The 22440-nt window shown below is 69.7% G+C and carries 22 protein-coding genes; 6 read left to right on the top strand and 16 right to left on the bottom strand.

All coding sequences use genetic code 11. From position 1 onward, the window contains the following. Positions 1 to 79: 79 nt before the first annotated feature. The gene (locus ACFY3D_RS19215) at positions 80 to 1435 is read right to left on the bottom strand and encodes an MATE family efflux transporter (RefSeq protein WP_389981010.1); all 1356 of its coding nucleotides are present in this window, start codon (positions 1433 to 1435) and stop codon (positions 80 to 82) included. A gap of 337 nt (positions 1436 to 1772) precedes the next feature. Between ACFY3D_RS19215 and dnaB the strand changes: the two genes are divergently transcribed. After that, entirely contained in the window at positions 1773 to 4412 is a 2640-nt protein-coding gene (gene dnaB / locus ACFY3D_RS19210; protein WP_389981008.1) for a replicative DNA helicase, read from the top strand. Between the two features lie 98 nt (positions 4413 to 4510). Here dnaB and ACFY3D_RS19205 read toward each other — a convergent pair whose 3' ends face one another. Beyond that, positions 4511 to 5074 carry a TetR/AcrR family transcriptional regulator gene (locus ACFY3D_RS19205; RefSeq protein ID WP_362901905.1) on the bottom strand — a complete coding sequence of 188 codons (564 nt, stop codon included), beginning with the start codon at positions 5072 to 5074 and terminating at the stop codon, positions 4511 to 4513. After that, a complete protein-coding gene (locus ACFY3D_RS19200) occupies positions 5067 to 5903 on the bottom strand; it encodes an alpha/beta fold hydrolase (RefSeq protein ID WP_389981006.1) in 837 nt (278 codons plus the stop codon). Before ACFY3D_RS19200 ends, ACFY3D_RS19205 begins: the two co-directional genes overlap by 8 nt. Positions 5904 to 6335: 432 nt before the next feature. Here ACFY3D_RS19200 and ACFY3D_RS19195 point away from each other — a divergent pair, with 432 nt between their 5' ends. Then, a complete protein-coding gene (locus ACFY3D_RS19195) occupies positions 6336 to 6929 on the top strand; it encodes an NADPH-dependent FMN reductase (protein ID WP_389981004.1) in 594 nt (197 codons plus the stop codon). A gap of 18 nt (positions 6930 to 6947) precedes the next feature. On the opposite strand, the gene ACFY3D_RS19190 is transcribed toward ACFY3D_RS19195, so the two are convergent. Continuing rightward, complete coding sequence (locus ACFY3D_RS19190; RefSeq protein ID WP_389981002.1) at positions 6948 to 7880, bottom strand: NADP-dependent oxidoreductase; 933 nt, start codon at positions 7878 to 7880, stop codon at positions 6948 to 6950. Between the two features lie 94 nt (positions 7881 to 7974). Here ACFY3D_RS19190 and ACFY3D_RS19185 point away from each other — a divergent pair, with 94 nt between their 5' ends. Then, on the top strand, positions 7975 to 8391 hold the full coding sequence (locus ACFY3D_RS19185) for a winged helix-turn-helix transcriptional regulator (RefSeq protein ID WP_389981000.1): 417 nt from the start codon (positions 7975 to 7977) through the stop codon (positions 8389 to 8391). A 266-nt stretch (positions 8392 to 8657) separates the two neighbouring features. Here the strand turns inward: ACFY3D_RS19185 and ACFY3D_RS19180 are convergent, their stop codons facing one another. The 7 genes from ACFY3D_RS19180 to ACFY3D_RS19150 all read right to left on the bottom strand — a co-directional run bounded on the left by ACFY3D_RS19180 (position 8658) and on the right by ACFY3D_RS19150 (position 14135). Further along, entirely contained in the window at positions 8658 to 9680 is a 1023-nt protein-coding gene (locus ACFY3D_RS19180) for a CHRD domain-containing protein (protein ID WP_389980998.1), read from the bottom strand. A 97-nt stretch (positions 9681 to 9777) separates the two neighbouring features. Beyond that, on the bottom strand, positions 9778 to 10494 hold the full coding sequence (locus ACFY3D_RS19175; RefSeq protein WP_389980996.1) for an anti-sigma factor family protein: 717 nt from the start codon (positions 10492 to 10494) through the stop codon (positions 9778 to 9780). Next, positions 10491 to 11015, bottom strand: coding sequence for a sigma-70 family RNA polymerase sigma factor (locus ACFY3D_RS19170; RefSeq protein ID WP_386198990.1), 525 nt, complete (start codon positions 11013 to 11015; stop codon positions 10491 to 10493). The genes ACFY3D_RS19175 and ACFY3D_RS19170 overlap by 4 nt, the downstream gene beginning before the upstream one ends. Before the next feature lie 104 nt (positions 11016 to 11119). Beyond that, positions 11120 to 11272 (bottom strand): hypothetical protein, encoded by a 153-nt coding sequence (locus tag ACFY3D_RS19165; protein ID WP_389775943.1) that lies wholly within the window; start codon positions 11270 to 11272, stop codon positions 11120 to 11122. A gap of 332 nt (positions 11273 to 11604) precedes the next feature. After that, complete coding sequence (locus ACFY3D_RS19160) at positions 11605 to 12348, bottom strand: phosphodiesterase (protein ID WP_350941813.1); 744 nt, start codon at positions 12346 to 12348, stop codon at positions 11605 to 11607. Positions 12349 to 12504: 156 nt separating this feature from the next. Further along, positions 12505 to 13239, bottom strand: a complete 735-nt coding sequence (locus tag ACFY3D_RS19155; protein WP_362901879.1) for an ABC transporter permease — start codon at positions 13237 to 13239, stop codon at positions 12505 to 12507. Beyond that, positions 13236 to 14135: an ABC transporter ATP-binding protein gene (locus ACFY3D_RS19150; protein WP_389980994.1), complete on the bottom strand. Its 900-nt coding sequence runs from the start codon at positions 14133 to 14135 to the stop codon at positions 13236 to 13238. The genes ACFY3D_RS19155 and ACFY3D_RS19150 overlap by 4 nt, the downstream gene beginning before the upstream one ends. A 156-nt stretch (positions 14136 to 14291) precedes the next feature. Between ACFY3D_RS19150 and ACFY3D_RS19145 the strand changes: the two genes are divergently transcribed. The 3 genes from ACFY3D_RS19145 (at position 14292) to dnaN (ending at position 17798) form a co-directional block, all read left to right on the top strand. After that, entirely contained in the window at positions 14292 to 15827 is a 1536-nt protein-coding gene (locus ACFY3D_RS19145) for a sensor histidine kinase (RefSeq protein ID WP_389980992.1), read from the top strand. Further along, entirely contained in the window at positions 15824 to 16477 is a 654-nt protein-coding gene (locus ACFY3D_RS19140) for a LuxR C-terminal-related transcriptional regulator (RefSeq protein WP_389981428.1), read from the top strand. Before ACFY3D_RS19145 ends, ACFY3D_RS19140 begins: the two co-directional genes overlap by 4 nt. 220 nt (positions 16478 to 16697) lie before the next feature. Beyond that, complete coding sequence (dnaN, locus tag ACFY3D_RS19135; protein WP_350941805.1) at positions 16698 to 17798, top strand: DNA polymerase III subunit beta; 1101 nt, start codon at positions 16698 to 16700, stop codon at positions 17796 to 17798. Between the two features lie 316 nt (positions 17799 to 18114). Here the strand turns inward: dnaN and ACFY3D_RS19130 are convergent, their stop codons facing one another. The 5 genes from ACFY3D_RS19130 to upp form a co-directional block, all read right to left on the bottom strand. Further along, positions 18115 to 18816, bottom strand: coding sequence for an FCD domain-containing protein (locus tag ACFY3D_RS19130; RefSeq protein ID WP_350941803.1), 702 nt, complete (start codon positions 18814 to 18816; stop codon positions 18115 to 18117). Positions 18817 to 18924: 108 nt separating this feature from the next. Further along, entirely contained in the window at positions 18925 to 20286 is a 1362-nt protein-coding gene (locus tag ACFY3D_RS19125) for a helix-turn-helix domain-containing protein (RefSeq protein WP_389980990.1), read from the bottom strand. Positions 20287 to 20415: 129 nt separating this feature from the next. Continuing rightward, positions 20416 to 20946, bottom strand: coding sequence for a PH domain-containing protein (locus ACFY3D_RS19120; RefSeq protein WP_344742919.1), 531 nt, complete (start codon positions 20944 to 20946; stop codon positions 20416 to 20418). 335 nt (positions 20947 to 21281) lie between these two features. Beyond that, positions 21282 to 21512: a hypothetical protein gene (locus tag ACFY3D_RS19115; protein WP_350941801.1), complete on the bottom strand. Its 231-nt coding sequence runs from the start codon at positions 21510 to 21512 to the stop codon at positions 21282 to 21284. A 209-nt stretch (positions 21513 to 21721) separates the two neighbouring features. Next, complete coding sequence (upp, locus tag ACFY3D_RS19110; protein WP_350943520.1) at positions 21722 to 22360, bottom strand: uracil phosphoribosyltransferase; 639 nt, start codon at positions 22358 to 22360, stop codon at positions 21722 to 21724. Positions 22361 to 22440: the final 80 nt, after the last annotated feature.

The raw sequence follows: 22440 nt of genomic DNA, 5'->3' as shown, positions 1-22440 counted from the left end.
ACCACAGTGTCACGCCCGGATCACCTGTTCGGCGGACACGGTGCGTCACCGGCGAACCACTTTCGGGCGCTCGGACGTCTCAGCCGCCGACCACCAACCACGCCGTGCCGTACGCCCGCGTCGACAGGGTCACCAGCCGGGCCGCCATCCACAGCCCGAGCGCCAGCCAGAGCGCGACCAGACCGCCGCCCTGGAGATCCACCAGGAACGCGGCGGGCAGATAGGCGAGCGTCGTCCACACCCCCGCCCAGGCGAGGTAGCGCCGGTCTCCGGCACCGATCAGCACGCCGTCCAGCACGAACACCACCCCGGCGACGGGCTGCAGGGCGGCCACCACCCAGAGCAGGCCGAGCAGTTCGGCGGAGACGACGGGGCCCGCGTCGAACAGCGAGGGCACGAACGGCCTGGCCACCACCACGAGGAGGCCGAGCAGCACGCCCGAGCCGACTCCCCAGGCCACCATCCTCCTGGTCGCGCCGCGGACTCCCGCCACGTCACCGGCGCCCAGCGCGCGGCCGGTGATCGCCTGCCCGGCGATGGCGATCGCGTCCAGGGCGAACGCCATCAGGGTCCAGATCCTGATGGCGACGGTGTGCGCCTCGATCTGCTGCTCCCCCATGCGGGTGGCGACGGTGGTCGCGACGGCCAGCACCACCTGAAGGCACGCCGTGCGGATGATCAAGGCGACCCCCGCCGAGCCCGCCGCCCGTACGCCCGCCAGGTCGGGGCGGAACGGCGCGCGGTACCGGACGAGGATGAGGAGGAGGTAGACGGCGGCGGCGAGCGACTGGGCCAGCACCGTGCCCCAGGCCGAGCCCGCGATCCCCCAGCCCAGTCCCAGGACGAAGACGATGTTGAGCACCGCGTTCAGTCCGAAGGCTCCCACCGACACCAGCAGGGGGGTCGTTGTGTCCTGCATGCCGCGCAACACGCCCGTGCCCGCGAGCACCAGCAGCATGGCGGGGACGCCCAGCAGGCTGATCCGCAGGTAGGTCACCGCCTGCCGGGCGAGCTCGCCCTCGGCGCCGATCAGGTGGACCAGCGAGGGCGCGAGGGGCCAGACGACCACGATGATCGCCAATCCCACCCCCGCGGCCAGCCAGAGGCCGTCCACCCCCTGCCGCAGCGCCCGGCCGGTCTCGCCCGCGCCGATCTGCCTGGCCACCGCCGCGGTCGTGCCGTACGCGAGGAACACGCACAGCCCCACCAGGAAGGTCAGCACCGTGCTCGCCACTCCCAGGGCGCCGAGCGCGGGGGCGGGCAGCCTGCCGACGACGACGCTGTCGGTCAGCAGGAAGAGCGGTTCGGCGACCAGGGCGCCGAACGCGGGCAGCGCGAGCCGCAGGATCTGCCTGTCGTGGTCGCGACCGGAGCCGCCGGGCCGATCGGCCTGGTCGGCCCGATCGGGTCGGCCGGATCGAGGGGTAAGAGGCACCTATTCATTGTGCCTCTTACCTCCCAGCGGATCTCCGGTGGGATGAACCTCTCAGGACATGCCATCTGGGGCGACTTTCAGCGTGTCGCCCCAACTTTCTTTTCTCCACAGGCGGTGGATGAAGTTTTCCCTGGTCAGAGCGTTATCCACAGCTGTGGACAAGAGTTATCCACAGAACTGTCCCCAGGGTGCCCACACCTCTGGGGAAGAAGTGCACAGCTTATCCACACCTCTGTCGACAGGTCGCGTTGCCAGCCGGGCGTGGAGCCGCGAAACTGTCACAGCGGTCCGCTACAAATAGAGATAACGTAACTGTGTTCGAAAGAGGGGGTGTGTGGTGAGCGTCGCGGAGCCGCCGGTCTTCGAGCCGAGATTCGAGCGCACCCCACCGAACAACATCGAGGCCGAGCAGTCGGTCCTGGGCGGCATGCTGCTGTCCAAGGACGCCATCGCCGACGTGGTCGAGATCCTGCGGTCCGACGACTTCTACCGCCCGGCCCACCAGATCATCTACGACATCGTCACCGACCTCTACGGCCGCGGCGACCCCGCCGACGCCATCACGATCCTCGACGAGCTGCAGAAGCGGGGCGAGGTCGCCAGAATCGGCGGTGGCGCCTACCTCCACACGCTGACCGCCATCGTCCCGACCGCGGCCAACGCCGGTTACTACGCGAGGATCGTCCGCGAGCAGGCCATCCTCCGCCGCCTGATCGAGGCCGGCACCCGCATCGTCTCCTACGGCTACGGCGGTCAGGACGAGGAGGTCGACGACCTTGTCGACCGCGCCCAGGCGGAGATCTACAAGGTCACCGAGCGCCGCACCTCCGAGGACTACGTCCCCCTGGCGGACATCATGCCGGGCGCCCTCGACGAGCTGGAGGCCATCGGCGGCCGGAGCGGCCAGATGGTCGGGGTCCCCACCGGTTTCCAGGACCTCGACTCCCTCACCAACGGCCTGCACCCGGGCCAGATGATCGTTGTGGCGGCCCGGCCCGCCATCGGCAAGGCGCTCGCTCTCGACACGCCGCTGCCCACTCCCGCCGGCTGGACGACCATGGGGGAGGTCGAGCCGGGTGACCACCTGATCGGTGCGGACGGCAGGCCGACACGGGTGGTCGCGGCGACCGAGGTGATGCACGGACGGCCTTGTTACGAGGTGGAGTTCAGTGACGGCACCGTGATCGTCGCGGACGCCCGGCACCAGTGGCGGACGACCACGCGCGCGCGTCGCCGGCAGGACTCGGAGAGCCACCGGCCCGCCGAATTCATCGAGCACGTCGGGAGCGCGTACGAGACGTCGACGGCGGAGCCGACGAGCGCCTCCGCGACCGCCGCCCACGAGGACGTCGTGACGACCGAGGAGATCGCCCGCACACTGCGCTGCGCCTCGGCGGACAGGCGACCGAACCACGCCGTCGCCGTCGCGGCGGCGTTCGACCTGCCCGAGCGGGATCTGCCGTTGCCCGCCTACGCGCTCGGAGTATGGCTTGGCGACGGTCACCCCGACGGTGCCGGGTTCACCACCGTCGACTCGGAGATCGCTCTCAACCTGGAGGCCGAAGGGGTGCGGGTCACCCGTACGAGCTCCGACCTCCCCTACGCACTCGGTCTGCCGCATTCGTCGCCCGTGACGGACGTGACGGAGCGGCCCTGCACGGTATGCGGTGCCCTGTTCGTGCCCCGGACGTCCCAGGCTCGGACGTGCGGTCGCTCGTGCGGCGGAAGGGCCCGTCCGGTTCCGGCGACCACGTGTCCCGACTGCGGTGGTCCGTCCAGCGGTGTGCGGCAGTGCCAGGCATGCCGGAACGGTCATGACACGGTGCGGGCCATCCTGCGCACCCTCGGTGTCCTCGGCGACAAGCACATTCCCCAGATCTATTTGCGAGCCTCCGAGAAGCAACGGCGTGCCCTGCTCGCCGGTCTCCTCGACACCGGCGGACACGTCGGCCGCGACGGCCGGATCCAGCTCGAGGTCACCGACAGGAGACTGGCCGAGGACGCCTGCGAACTGGTGCTGAGTCTCGGCTACCGGGCGACGACGAGGACACGGACGGTCCAAGGCGGAAGCGTCGGCTCCTCCACCTTCTACATGATCGACTTCACGGCGGCGGACAAGGTGTTCCGGCTGTCCGGCAAGGCCGTCCGGCAGGTGACCACACCCCATCCGTCGACGCTCGTTCGATACATCGTCGACGTGCGGCCGGTGCCCTCGACGCCGGTGAGATGCGTGGAGGTCGACAACGCCGACCACATGTACCTTGCCGGAAGGACCTGCATTCCGACGCACAACAGCACCCTTGGCCTGGATTTCGCGAGATCCGCCGCCATCAAGCACGGCATGACCACCGTGGTGTTCTCGCTGGAAATGTCGCGCAACGAGATCACGATGCGCCTGTTGTCGGCCGAGGCGCGGGTGGCGCTGCACGCCATGCGGTCGGGCACGATGACCGATGACGACTGGGCGAAGCTGGCCCGGCGGATGGGCGAGGTGGCCGAGGCGCCGCTGTTCATCGACGACTCGCCCAACATGTCGATGATGGAGATCAGGGCCAAGTGCCGTCGCCTCAAGCAGCGCAACGACCTGCGGTTCGTCATCATCGACTACCTGCAGCTGATGTCCTCGCCGAAGAAGACCGAGAGCCGCCAGAACGAGGTCTCCGAGATCTCCAGGGCCATCAAGCTCCTCGCCAAGGAGCTGGAGGTCCCGGTGATCGCGATCTCCCAGCTCAACCGTGGCCCCGAGCAGCGAACGGACAAGAGGCCCATGGTGAGCGACCTTCGCGAGTCAGGGAGCATCGAGCAGGATGCGGACATGGTCATCCTGCTGCACCGGGAGGACGCCTACGAGCGCGAGTCGCCCAGGGCGGGCGAGGCCGACCTGATCGTGGCCAAGCACCGTAACGGTCCCACCGCGACGGTCACCGTGGCGTTCCAGGGCCACTACAGCCGTTTCGTCGACATGGCTCCCCACTAGACCTCGCCGTAGGGGGCCGCGACCGGTGAACCGTTCCGCGTGGCGTGCCCCTTCGCGCCGGAGGAATCTGGAGGGATCCGCCCCAGACGGCGGCATTCTCAAATGGCGCGCAGGCCACGGTCGGTGAAGGCGATCAGCCACTCGAAGCTTTCCTCGATGTCCGCGCTCATCTGGAAGCCGTGGGCCGCCTGCAGGGTGGCGAAGCCGTGGCAGAGGCTGCGAAGCATGCGCAGGGCGTGATCCATGTCGGCCTCTCCGATCTCGTAGCCGCGCAGCACCGCCCTGAACGTGCCGAGCGACCGCTGAGCCGCGGTGATCAGCGGATCGTCCGGATCGGACGGTTTCAAGCCGATCGTCGCGGCGTACCGGCCGGGGTGATTCAGGACGAAGGCGCGGAAGGCGTGCGCCGCGGCCGCCAGGGCGTCACGACCCGCGTACCCCTGGATCGCGCCGCCGATGGCGTCGGCGACCTCGTTCAGCGCCAGGACCGCGATACGACGGCTGAGGTCTTCCTGTCCGCTCACGTGCTTGTAAAGGGAGGGGGTGCGCACGTTCAGTCGTTCGGCCAGCAACCCCATCGTCAGGTTGGCGAGGCCCACCTCGTCGGCGAGGGCGGCACCGGCCGCGACCACGGTCGCCGGGTCCAGACCGGCCCTAGGCACGAGCGGCGTCCGAGCGGAGGAAGGCGAGCGTGAGCGAGACCACCTGGTCGGGGAACTGGTCGTGCGGGTAGTGCCCGGCGCCCTCGATCATCTCAAGGTGGCCGAGGCCGGAGGGCAGGCCCTCGATGATCGCCGAACCTTCGGCGTGCGGATCGGCCCAGTCGGGGTCGAGCGTGCCCATCACGACGAGGACCGGGCAGCGGACGTTGCCGAGCTGTGCGCCGGCGTCGGTCGGGGCGCTGCGGCCCATGGCCTGCAGGGCCTTCATCCGGCCCGGCTCGCGCATCAGGGAGTCGACGCGGCCGATCCGCTCGGCCCAGTGGGCCGGCTTCGCGCCGGGGTAGGCCACCTCGAGGTACGAGCGCCAGAGCCGCACGCTGCCGAACACAGCGGTGCCGAGCAGCCGCAGCATGCCCTGCCGGAAGCGTTTCGTCCGCAGGTCGCCGACGCGGATCGACTGCTTGCGGGTGAACGGCGCCAGCTCGACGACCGCGGTGATCAGCGATGGCTCCTGCGCCGCGGCGATGGTGGCGGCACCGCCGGAGAACGAGTGGCCGACGAGCACGGCCGGACCGCCCAGGTGACGGATCACGGCGAGCAGGTCGCCGGCGGCGGCGGTGCGGCTCCAGGACGGCCAGTCGACGCCGGACTCGCCGCAGCCGCGCAGATCGACCGCGGCGACCCGGTATCCCGCCGCCACCAGCGACGGGATCATGGCGCGGTACGCGGCGCGGCTGTCGCCCATGCCGTGAGCGAGAACGATCAGCGGGCCGGATCCGGTCACCTCGTAGGCGATCGTGCCGCCGTCGACGGCGAGGTGTTCGGTCATGACATCCTCCGAGTTTGGCTAATGAAGTTAGCTAAAAGCTAATATGATTAGCCGAACTTGTCAATGACGAGACCCTGGAAGCCTGTTCGACCGGTCTCCGCCGGCATGTCGCGTGCCGCGGCTGCTGGGGTCCAGGGCGCGGGCGATGCCTCGCGAGCCGACGGCCTACCCGGTGCCGATCGACGGCGAGCCTGGTCGTCTTCTCCGGACCTCCAGGCCTCCGGACCTGCTCGGGCCGGAACGGGCACGCACTCTGACCCGCCGGGACGGTTCGCCGCACCGTCCGGCCGAGCTGCCGGGCGACGTCCGGCTACCGCCGATGCCGATGGGTGCGCGGTTCCGGCTTGACGTGAACCAAGGTTGAGGTACGAATCTGTTCGTACGGCGCCGCGAGGGCGCGGACAGACCCACTGTGACCAGCAAAGGACCGTCATGCCCGAAGAGCAGATCCGGTTAGCGGTGATCGTCGGCAGTGTCCGCGAAGGGCGGCTCGGCCCGACCGTCGCGGAGTGGTTCGCGGGCCGGGCCCGGCGGCACGAGAGCCTGGACGTCGATGTCGTCGACCTTGCCGAGACCCCTCTGCCGATGGTGATGCCCCGCTTCGGGACCGCGCCCGCCGCGGAGGCGGCGCGGGCTCTGGGGGTGCTCACCTCACGGCTGGCCAGAGCCGACGCGTTCGTCGTCGTGACGCCCGAGTACAACCACAGCTTTCCGGCCTCGTTGAAGAACGCCATCGACTGGCACGACCGGCAGTGGCACGCCAAACCAGTTGGTTTCATCTCCTACGGCGGCATCTCCGGCGGCCTTCGAGCGGTCGAGCAGCTCCGCCTGGTCTTCGCGGAGCTGCACGCGGTCACCATCCGAGACACCGTCAGCTTCCACGGCGCCCGGAGGAATTTCGACGACAAGGGGGAGCCGATCAACCCGCAGGGCTGCGACGGTGCGGCCAAGGTCCTGCTCGACCAGCTGACCTGGTGGGCGCGGACGCTGCGTGAGGGAAGGACCGCCCGCCCTTACGTCACCTGATCCGAGGGGAGCGGAAGATCAGGGGATCAGGACGATCTTCCCGGTGGTGCGGCGGGTCGACAGGAGTTCGTGCGCCTTCGCCACCTCGGCCAGCGGCACTGTCTGATCCACGTGAACCCTGAGCCGTCCCGACTCCGTCAGCGCCGTCAGCCGCGACAGGTCGGCCGCCGAGGGACGCACACTCACCACCGTGAGCCGTATGCCCAGCTCGGCCGCGCGTTCCCGCGTGATGCCGAGGTTGCGTCCCAGCGCTCCGACGAGCAGGCCACCGGGCTTGAGCGTGGCGGCGGAACGTTCTCCGTACTCGCCCCCCACCAGATCGAACACCACGTCCACCGGCTCGGTCTCCGTGACGAAGTCGACGGCGGTGTGGTCGATCGGGGTGTCCACGCCGAGCCCGCGCAGGAAGTCGTGCTTGGCGGCACGGGCGGTGCCGGTGACGTGCGCCCCGAGGTACGCGGCGATCTGGACGGCGAGGTGGCCGACCCCTCCTGCGGCGGCGTGAACGAGCACCCGCTGCCCCTCGTCGAGGCGGGCGATGCCGACCAGCGCCTGCCAGGCGGTGAGCCCGGCGAGCGGGAGTCCTCCCGCCTGCTCCACGGGCAGGGTCGCGGGCCTGTGGACGATCTCGTTGGGCGAGGCGAGCACGTAGTCGGCGTAGGCGTTGCCGGCGTCGGGGAAGGCGAGCAGGCCCAGAACCTCGTCACCGGGGGCGAACGCGGACACGCCGGGTCCCGTGGACTCGACCGTGCCCGCGACGTCCCAGCCGAGGGTGAAGGGCGGCGGGCCGAGCAGTGGGAAGAGCCCGGCGCGGACCACTTCGTCGACCGGGTTCACCCCGGCGGCGCCGACCTTGATCAGGACCTGTCCGTGATCCGGCTCCGGCCGGTCGACCTCGGCGACATCGAGTACGGAAGGGGCGCCGACGGCGGACTGGGTGATGACACGCATCGTGATCTCCTCTGAAGGGAAGTTTGTCGAGATCAATCTCCCTGGAGTCGGTATCTATATGGAAGAAGGCACCTTTTAGCGATATAGGTACCTTATGGAAACCACTTCCCACCTGCGAGATCACGGCGCCGTCAACGCGTACCTGAAGGAGTGCGGCTCGCGGAAGGTCCTGGAGGCGATCGCGAACAAGTGGACCTGCCTGCTGGTGGACGCCCTGCGGGACGGTCCGGTCCGGTTCGGCATACTTCGCCGCAGGCTCGATGGGATCACCCAGAAGAGCCTCACCCAGACACTGCGGAACATGGAACGCGACGGGATGGTGATCCGCACGATCTACCCGACGATCCCGCCCCGGGTGGAGTACGAGCTCAGCACGCTGGGGCACAGCGTGGTCGCGCTGATGGAGGGCATCAAGAGCTGGTCGGAGAAGCACGTGGCCGAGATCATGACCGCTCGCGAGCGCTACGACCTCCGTGCGGCCGAGGAGCCCAGACCGGTCCGGACGGGCTGAGCGGACCCGGCGTTCGTCCGCGGGTCGAGCGTGCGCGGCCCCTGGACGAACCGAGCGGATCTCGGCCCGTCCAGGACCCGGGCGTGCCCGGTCCCCGTCCGGGATCCGGGCCCGCCGCCGGTCACCACGCGCGGCGGCGCCCGCCACGCGGAACGAACTCCGTGTGGCGGGCGCCGTCGTCTCCGGGGTCACGGATGGCCTGTGACGACCGTGGATCCCCTCCGCGTCCCGGACTCACCGCCGCGGCGCGATCCCCGGACGTCGGTTCACCAGCCGCCGCCGGACCTGTAGAGCTGACCGCGCACCGCGCCGCCGCCGAACTCGGTGGTGTGCAGGTTGGTGTACCAGTTCTTCGGGTTCTTCTTGATGCCCCGGGCGATGTCGGGCTTCACCGACGCGGTGCCCGCGATCCCGGTGACGCCCTTGGGCAGGCCGTTCGAGTCGGCGAAGAAGTCGATCACGACATCGCCGTTCTTGCCCTTCTTGCCCCGGTGGATGTGCCCGTTGGTGGGGGCGGCGAGCTTCTCCCAGATGGTGGCGTAGTAGACCTTCGAGCCCTTGATGCCGACGAGCCATTCGGCGCGGCCGTTCGGGTCGCCGACCTTCTTGCCGGGGACCGGGACCTCCTGGCGGCCGTCGGCGTTGGAGTGGTAGACGGGACGCACGCCGGCGGCGAGCACGTTGGACAGGTTGGTCGGGCTGATCCTGTGCATCTGGGCGCGTACCGCGCCACCCGGGAACTCGGCGGTGTGCAGGTTGAGGTACCAGTTCTTCGGGTTCTTCCTGATCCCCGCCAGCAGGCCGCCGTCGTTGATCCTGACGCTGCCGAGGATGGCCTTGCTGCCGCCGGGCAGGGCCTCCATGAAGAAGCCGACCTTCACATCGCCGTTCTTGCCGGCCTTGCCCTGGTGGATGTGGAACGCGGTGGGGGTGTCCGTCCCTTCCCACCGTACGGCGTAGGAGACCTCGTTACCGCGGATGCGGACCACGGCGACGGCCTTGCCGTCCTTGTCGCCGACGGCGGGACCGCCGCTGGTCGGCACCTCGTTCTTGCCGAGCAGGGTGCCCGCGAAGTAGGCGTCCGCGGTGCTCGCGGTGCCGGACGGTGTGGCCGCGGTCGTGCCGGCCTGCGCGACCGGGGCGAGGGTCGCGGAGAGTGCCGAGAGCATGGTCGCGGCGATGGCCACGCCGGAGACGGTGAGGGTGCTGCGCATGGACCGCTTGGACATGGTGGACCTCTCGTAGCTGTAAGGGGCTGCTGCGTTCTTCAGCCGGTTGTACGGAGCCACGTCCGACGATGGTTCAATATTCAAGTACGTAAAAATACGCAGAGGGAAACGGCCGGGAAAAAGCCCTCCCGCAGAACGGGAGGGCTAAAATGCCCGGTCAGACCGCGACGGTGAGCAGCGTGTCCCCGCCGTTCGTGCGCACCTCGAAGTGGTCTATCCCCGCAGGTCCCCAGGCGACCCCGCCGTGCACGTAGAGCGGTTCCGGGGAGCCGGGAACCCCGTATCCCCGCTCGGGCACCGCCCATCCGGTGACCACACGCCGCTCGCCGGTCGGGGAGACGGCGACCAGTTCGCACTCCAGCGGTCCCTTGACGCCCTTGAGCTCCAGGACGGCGTGGGTGCCCCAGCCCTTCGTCTCCAGCACCAGACCGCCGGTGACCCCGGAGGCGCCCTTACCGGCGAGCGGGGTGCCTGTCCGATACGCCTCTTCCGCAGGACCGTGCGCGGAGTGACCGACGGGGACGTTCCCACTCTCGCCGGAGATCGCGGTGCCCGCCGCGATCCCTCCGGCGACGAGGGTGACGGCCGCGGCGGCGCCGATCACGAACGTGCCCCTGCGGGCACGCCGGTCGGCCGTCCTGCGGCGGCGCAGCAGGTTGACCACCTCGGCGGGATTTCCCTCGCCGGCACCCGCGGCGTCGTCCCTGAGGGGACCGATGCCGGCGAGCGCGTCCGCCACCCCCGACAGCTCCCGGAGCTCCGCGGTGCAGGACGGACAGGTGGCGAGGTGGTCGGAGAAGGCCGTCCGGTCGGGCTCCCCGAGGATGCCCAGGGCGTACGCGCCCACATCGGTGTGCTCCACCCGCGAGGTCATGCCGTCACCCCTCTTTCCTCAAGGGCGACGCGCAGCGCGCGGAGGGCGTAGTACGCCCTCGACTTCACCGTGCCGACGGGGATGCCGAGCGCCTCGGCGGCGTCGTTCACCGACCGGTCGCGCAGGACGGTCTCGTTGAGGATCTCGCGATGGGCGGGGGACAGCGAGTTGAGCGCGTCCGACACGACGACCTGTCGCAAAAGATCTTCCATCTGATCGGGCATGGGCACACTCTCCAGTGGTCCCTCACCCGCCTCGTGGGGACGCGCGTCCTTACGGCGTTGGTCATCGATCACGATATGTCTGGCGACCGTCGCGAGCCAAGGCATCAGGGACGACGCGTCGGCGTCGAACCGGTCCGCGCTGCGCCACGCGCGCACCATGGTCTCCTGCACCACGTCCTCGGCCCACTGCACGTCGCCACGGGTGAGCCGTACGACGAAGGAGAGCAACGGCCGACGGTACGTCCGGTACAGCTCCGCGACGACCAGTTCGTCGTCGGGGGCGTCGACCGGTCGCAGGCGATGGGAGCGGCGCGGCCGGTCACCGGACCGGGAGGAGGCTTTCACGATGGGGTCTTCTCCGGGGGAATCGGCCGACAGGGAGGTACAGGCGCCTTGCCGGGTCACCACGCGCTTCCCGCGGTTCGCGCCGGGCGGCCGTGACCGGAGCGCGGGGTGGCGTCGCCCGCCGCTTCGCGGTCGCGGATGCCGGGCTGCGGTTCCGCGATCACGGCTGTGCTCGCTGGAACGGGCCGCCACAGGGCGTCCATGATCACGCTGTGCCCTCCCCGGTTCGGGCGCCGGACGTTTTCCGGTGTCGGCAGGCAGTACGTCGCCGGATCCCCGCGGGTTCAACGGATCATGTGGTTTTCCGATTATCAGCCGAAAAACCTTCACACCAGGGGTGAAAGCAGGCTGATTTCCGGTCGCGGCACCTCTCCGACAGGACATGCGTGCCGGCCGCTCTCCCGAGGCGTACGAGCCACCGGGGGACGGATCTCCCGATGGGAAAGTCAGATCTTCCACGACATACGGCCGTCAAGTGGCCGGGTCTCCTGGAGCGTGCCGCTCAGGCCGCGGCACGCCGTGAGGGCGGGCCGCGGCGATGTCACAGGACCGGACGGACGTGGGTGACGAGACGGCCACCGTCGAAGACGTGAATGGCGATCTGCGGCGGCAGGTCGTAGTCGACGGGGATCGGGATGTCGAGCTCCTGGCTGAGCCGCAGCGTGGAGACGACCCCCGGCGCCACCGAGAGCGGCAGGCCCGCGAAGACGGTGCTCGCCGCGGTGTGGGCGTGGCCGGTGATGACGGACACCACCTGCGGGTGCCGTCGCACGACCGCCTCCAACCGCTCGGGGTTCCGCAGCCGGATCCCGTCGACGTACGGGATGCCCAGGGACACCGGCGGGTGGTGCATGCCGACGAGGGCGGGGGTGTCCGGAGCCTCGGCGAGCACGCCGTTCAACCAGGTGATCGTCTCGTCCTCCAGGAAGCCCTCGGGCCGCCCGGGGACGCTGGAGTCGCACAGCGCGACGGTGAGCCCGTTGAGCCTGAGGACCTGGTTGACCGGCCCGTCGCCGCCCTCGTCGAGGCCGAGCAGGGCCTTGCGGAACGCCGGACGGGCGTCGTGGTTACCGGGGCAGACGATCGTCGGATGGCGCGTGGTCAGCAGCTCACGCGCGATCTCGTACTCCTCGATCAGGCCGTTGTCGGCGATGTCGCCGGTCACCACGACCGCGTCCAGGGGACCGGGGAGGTTCTCCAGGTGTCGCATGACGGATCGGGTCCTGTCGATGCTGCGGGGAGAACCGTCGATGTGGACGTCACTTACGTGCGCCAGGATCAGCATCAATCAAGAGTGACATATCCGGCTTCCCATCGCTGGGCATCCGGAGCGCCGAGCAGGAACGCACCGGGCGGGGAAAGCCGGTGTGAACAGGAGAAGCCGGGGTCCGTCCCTGCCCCTCGCGTGGGACGGACCCCGGCGGACCGTAGGCCGCACCGGCTACTCCCAGCGAAAGAACCGCGCCGCCAGCCCGCCCATGACCAGCACGGTCGCCACCATCACCACCAGGTGCAGCGGCTGCGGCGCGTGTCCCGCCCACGTGGCGCGGAGCGCGTCGGCGAACGGCGCCATGGGCAGGAAGTCCCCGATCCGCCGCACCAGGTCGGGCATCAGCTCCCGGGGAATCCACATTCCCGCCATGAACAGCAGCGGGAACATCAGCAGCGAGCCGATGCCCGGCGCCACCTTCGCGTTGGGCGCCACGGCGGCGATCAGCAGTCCCAGGCTCAGCATCGAGGCCGTGCCGAGCACGAACACCCCCGCGAAGGCGAGCGGGCTCCTGGGCAGGATCGACCCCAGGACGAGATGGCCCGCGCCGACCAGGAGGACGGTGGCGACGATCGCCACCACGAGGTTGTTGGCGAGCTGGGCGACCAGCAGCCGGATCGGGTGGACAGGGGTGGTGGACATCCGGCGCAGCACGCCGCTCTCCCGGTAACTCACCAGCGTCGCCGGCAGGACGGTCAGCGCCATCGTCACCACCGCGAGGATCACCATCATGCCGGGCAGCTGGGTGTCGATGACCCGCTCCCCGCCCAGCTCGGGGGTCGCCTCCCGGAAGCCGGGGATCTGTCCCAGCGCGATCAGGAGGGCGAGAGGCAGCAGCATCGCGAAGATCGGGCTGCCCGGGTCCCGCAGGAAGAGCTTGGCCTCGGTCAGGAGCATCTTGTTCATGAGGAGATCTTCTTTCCGGTGAGGCTGAGGAAGGCGTCGTCGAGGGTGGCCTGCTCCACGCGCAGGTCGGTGGGTACGACATTCGCGGCGGCGAGGGCTGTCGTGACCGCGAGGAGCAGGTTGCCGGTGCCGGTGACCGCGACCTGCCCGCCGCTGCGGCTCACCCCGGTGACCTCGGGAAGGGCTTCGAGCCTGGAGTCGTCGAGCGGCCCGGACAACCGGAACCTGACGGTCTGCCGCCCGCCGACCCTGGCGATGAGGCCGGACGGGGTGTCCATCGCGACCACCCGGCCGGAGTCGATCAGGGCGAGCCGGTCGCAGAGCCGCTCGGCCTCCTCCATGAAGTGCGTGACGAGCAGGATCGTCACGCCGTCCTCGCGGATCCGCTCGATGAGCTCCCAGGTGTCGCGGCGGGCCTGGGGGTCCAGGCCGGTGGTCAACTCGTCCAGGATCGCCACGCGGGGAGTGCCGACCAGGGCAAGCGCGATCGAGAGCCGCTGCTGCTGGCCGCCGGAGAGCTTGCCGTAGGGGGTGTCGCGCTTGTCGGCGAGCCCGACGCGCTCCATCAACTTCACCCAGTCCGCGGGCCTCCGGTAGAAGGAGGCGTACAGGTCGAGCGCCTCCCACACCTTGAGTTTCTCCGGCAGCGCGGAGCTCTGCAGCTGGACCCCCAGCTGTTCCCTGAGCTCGGTGCGGTGCAGACCTCCGAGCACGTTGACGGTGCCGGAGTCGGGGACGCGCAGACCCGCGACGCACTCCACGGTGGTCGTCTTGCCGGCGCCGTTGGGGCCGAGAACTCCAAAGATCTCGCCCTCCTCCACGGTGAACGAGACGTCGTCCACCGCGAGTTGGTCGCGGTACCGCTTGCGGAGGTTGCTGACCTCGATGACCTTCATGCTCACCGACGCTACGAGCCGCGCCGCACGCGGAGAATCCGTCTACACCCCCGGCGGGGGCGGGCCAGGCACCCGAGGGGGGTGTGGCTACCCCCACCCCCGCAGGGCACCCTCCACCACTGGGCACATATTGGACGTATCACCGACACTTGACCCATGAAGACGTACGCGGTGACGGTCGGCAGGGCACTCGTCCTGGGAGCGATGGCGCTGCTGGACGCGGCCCTCGTCGTCGTGATCCTGGTCACGTCCTTGCTGACGTTCGGGCTGGGAATGATCTTCTGCTTCCCGCCGATGGTCCGGCTGCTCAGGTTTCGCACGGGGGTGGCGAGGAGGCTGAACGACACGTGGCTCGGGACCGCGGTGCCGGTCCCCTACCTGCCACCCCCGCTGCCGGTGCGTCCCCAGCCCGACGGCTGGTACCGCTACGAGCGCCAGCTCTACAAGACACCGCGGTGGCCCGACTGGAACAACCGCCTGAAGTGGATGTTCGGTGACCCGGCCACCTGGCGGGACGGGCTCTGGGTCTTCTTCAACCCGCTGGCCGGCACCATCCTGCTGCTGCCCTTCCTCCTGGCCGGGTACGCCCTGCTCACGCTCCGGTCCGATCTCCCCGCGGCCGGCTCGCCGCTCCTGGCGATCGCCGTGGCCCTCACGCTGCTCACGACGCCCGCCTTGCTGCGGGGGTACGCGCGGTGGAACCACCTGCTGCTGTCGCCCACGGCCAAGGCCGTGCTCGCGGCGCGGGTCCAGCGACTCGACCAGGCCCGCCTGGCGACGGTCGACTCCCAGGCCTCCGAGCTGCGAAGGATCGAGCGCGACCTGCACGACGGGGCGCAGGCGAGGCTCGTCGCGATGGGCATGACGCTCGGCGCGGTCGAAGAGCTGATGGACAAGGACCCCGCGGCGGCCAAGGCCCTGCTCGGCAAGGTCAGGGAGGCATCCTCCACGGCGCTCGTCGAGCTGCGCGACCTCGTCAAGGGCATCCACCCTCCGGTCCTGGCCGAGCGCGGCCTCGGCGATGCCGTGCGGGCCCTCGCGCTGGACAGCCCGCTGAAGGTCACCGTCACCGTGGACCTGGCAAGTCGCCCCGACTCGCCCGTGGAGTCGGCCGCCTACTTCTCGATCAGCGAGCTCCTCACCAACGCGGCCCGTCACGGCGGCGCCGAGCGGGTGTGGATCGACATCAGCAGCAACGACCGCGCGCTGCGGGTGGTGGTCACCGACGACGGCTCGGGGGGCGCCGACCCGTCCCTGGGCAGCGGCCTGCGCGGCATCGAGCGCAGGCTGGCGGCCTTCGACGGGGTGCTCGTGGTCAACAGCCCGAAGGGTGGCCCGACCACCGCCACGTTCGACCTGCCCAACGCCCTTTCGGGGGAGAGCGGGCCGGACCGCAAGTCGTCTTTGCCCCGAGGCAAGGCGATCATCGTCGGGATCTGCTGGGGGCTCGGCTGGCTCCCGCTCTTCCCGCAGGGGCTGGTGGCGATGTTCATGAAGATCTTCGATGCCGAGCAGCGCAGCTGGGTTCTCGCGCTCTACCTGCCAGAACCCCTGCAGTGGCCGTTGATCGTCTTCAACATTCTCCTGGGCCTGTCCATGTACACCGCGGGCACGCTCATCCCCGTCATGCACGCCCGCCAGCAGCGGCTGGCGGAGGTCCTGCCGGCCCGCCTATGGTTGGACCGATGCTGAGAGTCGTCATCGCCGAAGACCTGTATCTCCTGAGGGACGGCCTGGTCCACCTGCTCCAGGCACACGACTTCGAGGTGGTTGCGGCCGTCGAGTCGGGGCCGGAGCTGCTGGGAGCGCTGACCGGGCTGCGACCCGACGTCGCGGTGGTCGACGTGCGCCTCCCGCCCACGTTCACCGACGAGGGCCTCCAGGCCGCGCTGGCGGCGCGCCAGGCCATCCCCGGCCTGCCGGTGCTCGTGCTCTCCCAGCACGTCGAGCAGCTGTACGCGCGAGAGCTCCTCGCCGACGGCTCGGGCGCGATCGGCTATCTCCTCAAGGACCGGGTCTTCAACGCCGAGCAGTTCGTCGACGCGGTCCGCCGGGTGGCGGCGGGGGGCACCGCGATGGACCCCGAGGTGATCGCGAAGCTGCTGGCGAGCACCGCCAGGCACCAGCCACTCGGCGCGCTCACCCCGCGCGAGCGCGAGGTGCTGGAGCTGATGGCCGAGGGCCGCTCCAACGCGGCGATCTCCCAGCGGCTGTTCCTCAGCGAGAGCGCGGTCGGCAAGCACACGGCCAGCATCTTCGCCAAGCTCGACCTCGCACCCTCCGACGACGACAACCGTCGCGTGCTCGCCGTCCTGACCTACCTCAACGCCGCCCGCGGCTGACTCGCCTCGACGCGATCTCCCCTGACGTCCGCGCGGTCGACCTGCCGAGCCCGTTCCCGGCGAGCACGTCGCGCACCGACGAGCCGGCTCATCTCGGCGCCCGCGCGGACGATCCGCTTTTCTTCGGCCGGGTACCGGTTCTGTCGGTCTCAGCGGATAGCGTGCTGTTGAAGTACGGCTTCCGCGCCCGGTGTGCCGTTCGGGACGAAGGGATGATCAGGTGAAGTTCCAGGTTAACCGTGATGTCCTGGCCGACGCCGTGGCCTGGGTGGCCCGGGTGCTGCCGAACCGACCGGCGATCCCCGTCCTGTCCGGCCTGCTCCTGGAGGCCGACGACGGCGACCTCGTGCTGTCGGCCTTCGACTACGACGTCTCCGCCCGCGTCTCGATCGAGGCCGTCGTGGCGGAGCCGGGCCGGGTGCTGATCCCGGGCCGGATCCTCGCGGAGATCACCCGCAGCCTGCCCGGCGAGGTGGTGGAGGTCCTCACCAGCGGCTCCGAAGCGGTTCTGACCTGCGGAAGCGCGGAGTTCGGCCTGCTGACCATGCCGGTCGAGGACTTCCCCTCCCTGCCCGAGATGCCGCCGAAGATCGGCGCGGTCGGCGGTGTGGTCTTCGCGAGCGCGGTCAATCAGGTGGCCCCGGCGGCGAGCCGCGACGAGAGCCTCCCCATGCTGACCGGCATCCGGGTCGACATCTCCGGTGACGACGTGACCATGGCCGCCACCGACCGCTATCGCATCGCGGCCAGGGAGTTCGACTGGCGCCCGGAGACGGCCGGAACCACGGCCGCCGCGATGGTGCCCGCGCGGGTGCTCGTCGATGTGGCCAGGTCGCTGCGCGGCGGCGAGGTGTCGGTCGCGCTGGGCGACGGCGTGGCAGGTTTCGAGAGCATCGGCCGGGCCACCACGGTCCGCCTGCTCGACGAGCAGTTCATCGACTATCGCTCGCGGCTCACCGACGACTGGTCGATCAGGGCCGACCTGCCGGTGACGCCGTTCATCGACGCGATCAAACGGGTCGCGCTGGTCGCCGAGCGCAACACCGCGGTCCGGCTCTCCTTCGCCCAGGGGCAGGTCCTCATCCAGGCGGGCGGTGGTGACATCGGCCGGGGCACCGAGGTCGTCGACGCGGAGATCTCCGGTGGCGACATCCAGATCGCCTTCCAGTCCCAGTTCCTGCTCGACGGCCTGCACGGGGTCGAGACCGAGCTCGTCAGGCTCAACATGGAGTCACCGAGCCGACCGGCCCTCATCACGGAGGTTCCCGGCGATGCCGACCCCGCTTTCCGCTACCTCGTGATGTCCCTGCGCCTCACCTGATCGGACCCTGCCGCTGGCCGCGCCGTTTCGAGACGAGTGCTCGATACGAGCGCTCTCCGCGTCCGTCCCGAACCCATACCGGCCTCTCCTGCCGGGTGCCCTCTCGCATGTCAGGCGCTCTCATGTCGCGGGGGGGCCCCCCCCCCGGGGGGGGGGGGCCCCCGCCGGGGGGGGGGCCGGGGGGGGGGGGGTGGGGGGGGGGCGGCCCCCCGCCCCCCCCGGGGGGGGCCCCCCCCGGGGGGGGCGGCCCCGGGGGGGCGGGGCCCCCCCCCCCGGGGGGGGGGCCCCCCCGCGACATGAGAGGAAGCGACGGGGGTCAGAGAGGGAGCTCCTGCTCCTCCGTCAGGGCGATCAGGATGTGCTCCATGCACGCGTGGCCCGCGCGCTCGGCGGCGGCGGCGTCACCGACGGCGATGGCGCGGGCGATCGCCTCGTGCGGGATGTACGTGCTGTTCAGGGTGCTGTTCAGCGAGGTTCCCGCGGCGGTGATGCTGGCACGCAGCGCCGCCGAGAAATCCTCGTAGAGATCGATCAGCACCAGGTTGTGGGTGGCTCGGACGACCGCCATGTGGAAGGCGAGGTCGGCCTCGACGAACGCGTCGGGCTCTCCCAGCTCCCAGGCTCGCTCCCGCTCGGCCAGCGCCGCCTCGATAGCGGCGATGTCGGCGTCGGTGCGCCTGGTGGCGGCCAGTCTGGCGGCCTCCACCTCCAGCGCGCGTCGCACCTCCAGGATTTCGAGCTGCTCGGCGGTGCGCAGCCGCCGCAGCATGGCCCCGGAGAGCTCGCTGGTGGCACGGACGTACGTCCCGTCGCCCTGACGGCACTCCAGCAGGCCGGCGTGGGTGAGGGCGCGCACCGCCTCACGCACGGTGTTGCGCCCGACCCCCAGTTGCTCGGCGAGCACGGTCTCGGTAGGAATCTTCGCGTGCATCTGCCAGGAGTTAGAAGTGATCTGCTCCTTGAGTTGATCGATCACTTGGTCGACGAGGGATGCTCGCTGCGCCGTACGCAGACTCACCGTCCGCCTCCTCCGGAGAAACCAATCATCCTACGAATCAATGACTGGTAGACCCTAGTTATTCCGGAGGCGCAAAAACAAATCTGGAACTCCAGGAGCGGGAATGTCTTAACGGACCAGCGCCGAATCGACCGTCACGCCCACCATCGCATCGCGCACTCCGGCAGCCTCAAGAGCCTTACGATACGCACCGGTCTGCTCTTCGACCACACCGGCCTGACCGTACAGGTCTCCGAGGTCACGCCAGACCCGGGCGGCCTCCCGGCCGGTAAAGGAGAACTCGTGCCGGACGTCGCTCAGCGACAGCTTCGCGGTGTCCAGGGCCATCGTGGCCTCGACGTCGTGCCCCCGGGAGAGCGCGGCGCGGGCGAGAACCAGCTGCGCGGTCGCCCCGATGGGACCCGCCTGGCCGTCCAGCATGTCGAGAGCGGTTCTGGCCAGGGTGACCGCACCCTGGGCGTCGTCGACCCCCAGCTGGACGTGGGCGCGTACGACAAGGCTCCTGGCGTGTTCCTGGGCGTGCTCGGGGAATACGGCGAAGACCTCACTCGCGGCGGTCGCGAGCTCGCGGGCCTCGTCGAGCGGCTCGTCACCGGTGGAGGCGGCGAGACGCGCCCAGCCCATCGCGACGAGGGCGAGCTGCGAGGCCATCCGCGCCGGGCGTCCGGTCGCGATCGCGTCGTCGGCGAGACGGACGGCGAGCGCCGAGTCCTCACCGTCGGCGGCGGTGACGCTCGCCCGCCAGAGGGCGTGGATCTCCGCGGTGCGGTTGACCGCGGCGGGGACACCGTTGACCGAGAGGATGTTCCGAACGTAGGACATGCTCGGCGAGTCGGCCCCTCGAGTGCCGGTGATCTCCATCAGGGAGACGGCCAGCTCGACGGCGATCTCTCCCTGCGACAGGGGCAGCCGGTTGACCTCGCCGAGCGCGTGGGCGGCGAGGTCGCGGGCGCGAAGGGTGTCTCCGGCGAGGAAGTAGCAGCGGCTCAGCGCGACCGCCAGCGGCAGGTCGGCCAGACGCTCGGGGTGGGCGGCCGCCTCGTGCCGGAGCCGCTCGAACGCCTTCACCGCCGGGCCGATCTCGCCCTGGACCTCCAGCGCGCGTGCGCGGCCGAACCGCGCGTGCGCGGCCAGCATGACGTTCTCCTCGCCGGCGACCTTCACGATCTCGCCGAAGCGGTCAGCCGCGACGGATGGGTCGCCGTGGAGGAGCTCCAGCTCCGCGTGGCGCAGGCCGAGTTCGGTGTCGATGCGTTGCCGCGGCTCGATCCCGTGCAGCAGGAACTCGGTGGTGCATCCCAGTCGCTCGGCGAGCAGACGGGCGACCACGGGGGTCGGCGTCCGCTTGCCGGACTCGATGAGGGAGACATAACTGTCGGAAAGGTCCGGCCCTGCGAGCTGGGCCTGGGACATGCGCCTGCTCAGGCGAAGTCCGCGGACGCGGTCACCGATGGTTCCCTGACTCGGCATCTGATCTCTCAGGGCGAAGGATGGTCAATGTTCCTCGCCATGATTGCATGAAGCTGCCGAATCAGGTAACCCCGAGTGAAAAATCCTCACCGGAAAGTGTCAACGGCTCCTGCGCCCTTGACATGGACGTCAGTCGTCCGAGTCGTTCCCTCCGGGGAAGAGCATCTGGCAGACCTCCAGATAGAGGGTCTCCGGGTAGGGGATGTAGTTGACTCTCGACAGCGCCTGGTCCTGACCGGCCGATTCCAGGACGAACTCGCCGTATCCCAGCATTCGGCCGAGAATCGAGCGCTGGAAACTCATGTCGGTGACCTTGCCGAGCGGCATCATGTCGACCTTGCGGGTGATCAGCCCGGTGGTGAGCAGCATCCGCTTGGAGGTGACGACGAAGTAGTCGACGGACCACTCGGCGACCTTCCAGACGAAGCGGATCAGCAGCAGCAGCCAGGCCCACCAGACGACGACGAGCACGCCGCCCCCGCCCTGGTCACCGAACCACTTGCTCAGCAGTCCCGCGAGGATCAGGCCGCCGAAGACCTCGGCGACCGCGCGAAGCAGCACGGCCGGGTGGCGCCGCACCATGATGACCTGGTGTTCGTGGGGGAGTAAGTAGCGGTTGACCGACGAGGGGGCGGAATCCCCGTGGGTCACGAGCCTCATGACAGATGTGAGACGAATTGGGCCAGAGAATCGGCCGCCGTGTAAACCGTGTCCATGGCACCCTTCACCGCACTGGCCGCGTCACCTGGTCGTGTGAACAGGTAAAACGCCACAAATCCAATGGAACCGTACGTTAGGACCTTCTTGACCTGCACCTTGGCCTCCTACTACCGCTCACCCACTGCACCCGCATATACATTACCCAGGGCCATGCCGAGGTAAAGCGCATCGGCCGATATCGATCGATGCGGTCTTGTAAGCGTCGCGAGGAACCCCTCGAAGGTCCTCGCGGAGCACCTACCGTCCGACGCACCCGCCATCCCCTGTCGCCCGCGTCACCCGCGCTCACTCGCGACCAGCGCGAGGACCTCAAGGTGCTTGCGGGCGATCCGTTCGACCAGCGCCGGATGGGCGTGACCGACGACCTCCAGCGCTCCGTAGTGGGCCGCCTCTATGCAGCGGGTCACCGTGGCCGCCGGATGGATCTCCGAGAACTCGTCCCTGAGCGCGGCACTGAAGTCCGCGTACGGGTCCGGCTCGGTGTCCGGGATGATTCGCTCGCTCATGGTTCTCCCTGGTGTGCGCCCGCGGCCTCGGCGGACCGGGGACACAGAAGAGATATCTTCGCCACGCTTCGTACCCGGACAACCGCATTATGTAACGGCCGGTGAGTAGAAGAACCATCCTTTAAGGGAAAAGGATGGTGCTGGAATTGCCGGGGCGGTTCCCGGAGCGTTCCGGCGGGCGCCGTACGGGGAGTGGCGGGCGGGGTGTCTCAGACGACGCCGTAGAGACGGTCTCCCGCGTCGCCCAGGCCGGGCACGATGTAGCCGTGCTCGTTCAGCCGCTCGTCCAGAGCCGCCGTCACCAGGCGAATCGGTCTGCCGGTGCCGGCGAAGACCTCGTCGAGATGAGCGATCCCCTCGGGCGCGGCGAGCAGGCACAGCGCGGTCACGTCGTCGGCACCGCGGTCGAAGAGGAACTTGATCGCGGCGGCGAGGGTGCCACCGGTGGCCAGCATCGGGTCGACCACGTAGACCTGACGGCCCGAGAGGTCGTCGGGCAGGCGGGTGGCGTAGGTCTCCGCCTCCAGCGTGGACTCGTTGCGGATCATCCCGAGGAAACCCACCTCGGCCGTCGGCAGCAACCGGGTCATCCCCTCCAGCATGCCCAGCCCCGCGCGCAGGATCGGCACCACCAGCGGGTACGGGTGCGCGAGCCGCACACCTTCGGCGGGGGCCACGGGGGTTTCCACCGACCACTCGGTGACGCGGACCTGCCTGGTCGCCTCGTAGGCCAGCAGGGTCACCAGTTCGTCGGCGAGACGCCGGAAGGTGGGAGAGTCGGTGTTCACATCCCGCAGCGCGGTCAGCTTGTGAGCCACCAGGGGATGGTCGACGACCAGGGTTTCCATGGTGGTCAAAGGTATCCTGGACCGGCGGGCGACGATGAGCCGGGGGACGACGGGCCACTCGTCGGACATCGCCCCCTCAC

This window comes from Streptosporangium sp. NPDC000509, from assembly GCF_042898365.1.
Lineage (GTDB): Bacteria > Actinomycetota > Actinomycetes > Streptosporangiales > Streptosporangiaceae > Streptosporangium.
The sequence above is the reverse complement of the archived record's forward strand: the minus strand, read 5'-3'. Positions and strand labels throughout refer to the sequence as shown.

Excerpts from the sequence above, each read along its gene's own strand:
- ACFY3D_RS19200 (WP_389981006.1), bottom strand. The coding sequence starts at position 5,903 with ATGACCGAACACCTCGCCGTCGACGGCGGCACGATCGCCTACGAGGTG.
- ACFY3D_RS19195 (WP_389981004.1), top strand. The coding sequence starts at position 6,336 with ATGCCCGAAGAGCAGATCCGGTTAGCGGTGATCGTCGGCAGTGTCCGC.
- ACFY3D_RS19190 (WP_389981002.1), bottom strand. The coding sequence starts at position 7,880 with ATGCGTGTCATCACCCAGTCCGCCGTCGGCGCCCCTTCCGTACTCGAT.
- ACFY3D_RS19185 (WP_389981000.1), top strand. The coding sequence starts at position 7,975 with ATGGAAACCACTTCCCACCTGCGAGATCACGGCGCCGTCAACGCGTAC.
- ACFY3D_RS19175 (WP_389980996.1), bottom strand. The coding sequence starts at position 10,494 with ATGACCTCGCGGGTGGAGCACACCGATGTGGGCGCGTACGCCCTGGGC.
- ACFY3D_RS19160 (WP_350941813.1), bottom strand. The coding sequence starts at position 12,348 with ATGCTGATCCTGGCGCACGTAAGTGACGTCCACATCGACGGTTCTCCC.
- ACFY3D_RS19155 (WP_362901879.1), bottom strand. The coding sequence starts at position 13,239 with ATGAACAAGATGCTCCTGACCGAGGCCAAGCTCTTCCTGCGGGACCCG.
- ACFY3D_RS19150 (WP_389980994.1), bottom strand. The coding sequence starts at position 14,135 with ATGAAGGTCATCGAGGTCAGCAACCTCCGCAAGCGGTACCGCGACCAA.
- ACFY3D_RS19145 (WP_389980992.1), top strand. The coding sequence starts at position 14,292 with ATGAAGACGTACGCGGTGACGGTCGGCAGGGCACTCGTCCTGGGAGCG.
- ACFY3D_RS19125 (WP_389980990.1), bottom strand. The coding sequence starts at position 20,286 with ATGCCGAGTCAGGGAACCATCGGTGACCGCGTCCGCGGACTTCGCCTG.
- ACFY3D_RS19120 (WP_344742919.1), bottom strand. The coding sequence starts at position 20,946 with ATGAGGCTCGTGACCCACGGGGATTCCGCCCCCTCGTCGGTCAACCGC.
- ACFY3D_RS19115 (WP_350941801.1), bottom strand. The coding sequence starts at position 21,512 with ATGAGCGAGCGAATCATCCCGGACACCGAGCCGGACCCGTACGCGGAC.
- upp (WP_350943520.1), bottom strand. The coding sequence starts at position 22,360 with ATGGAAACCCTGGTCGTCGACCATCCCCTGGTGGCTCACAAGCTGACC.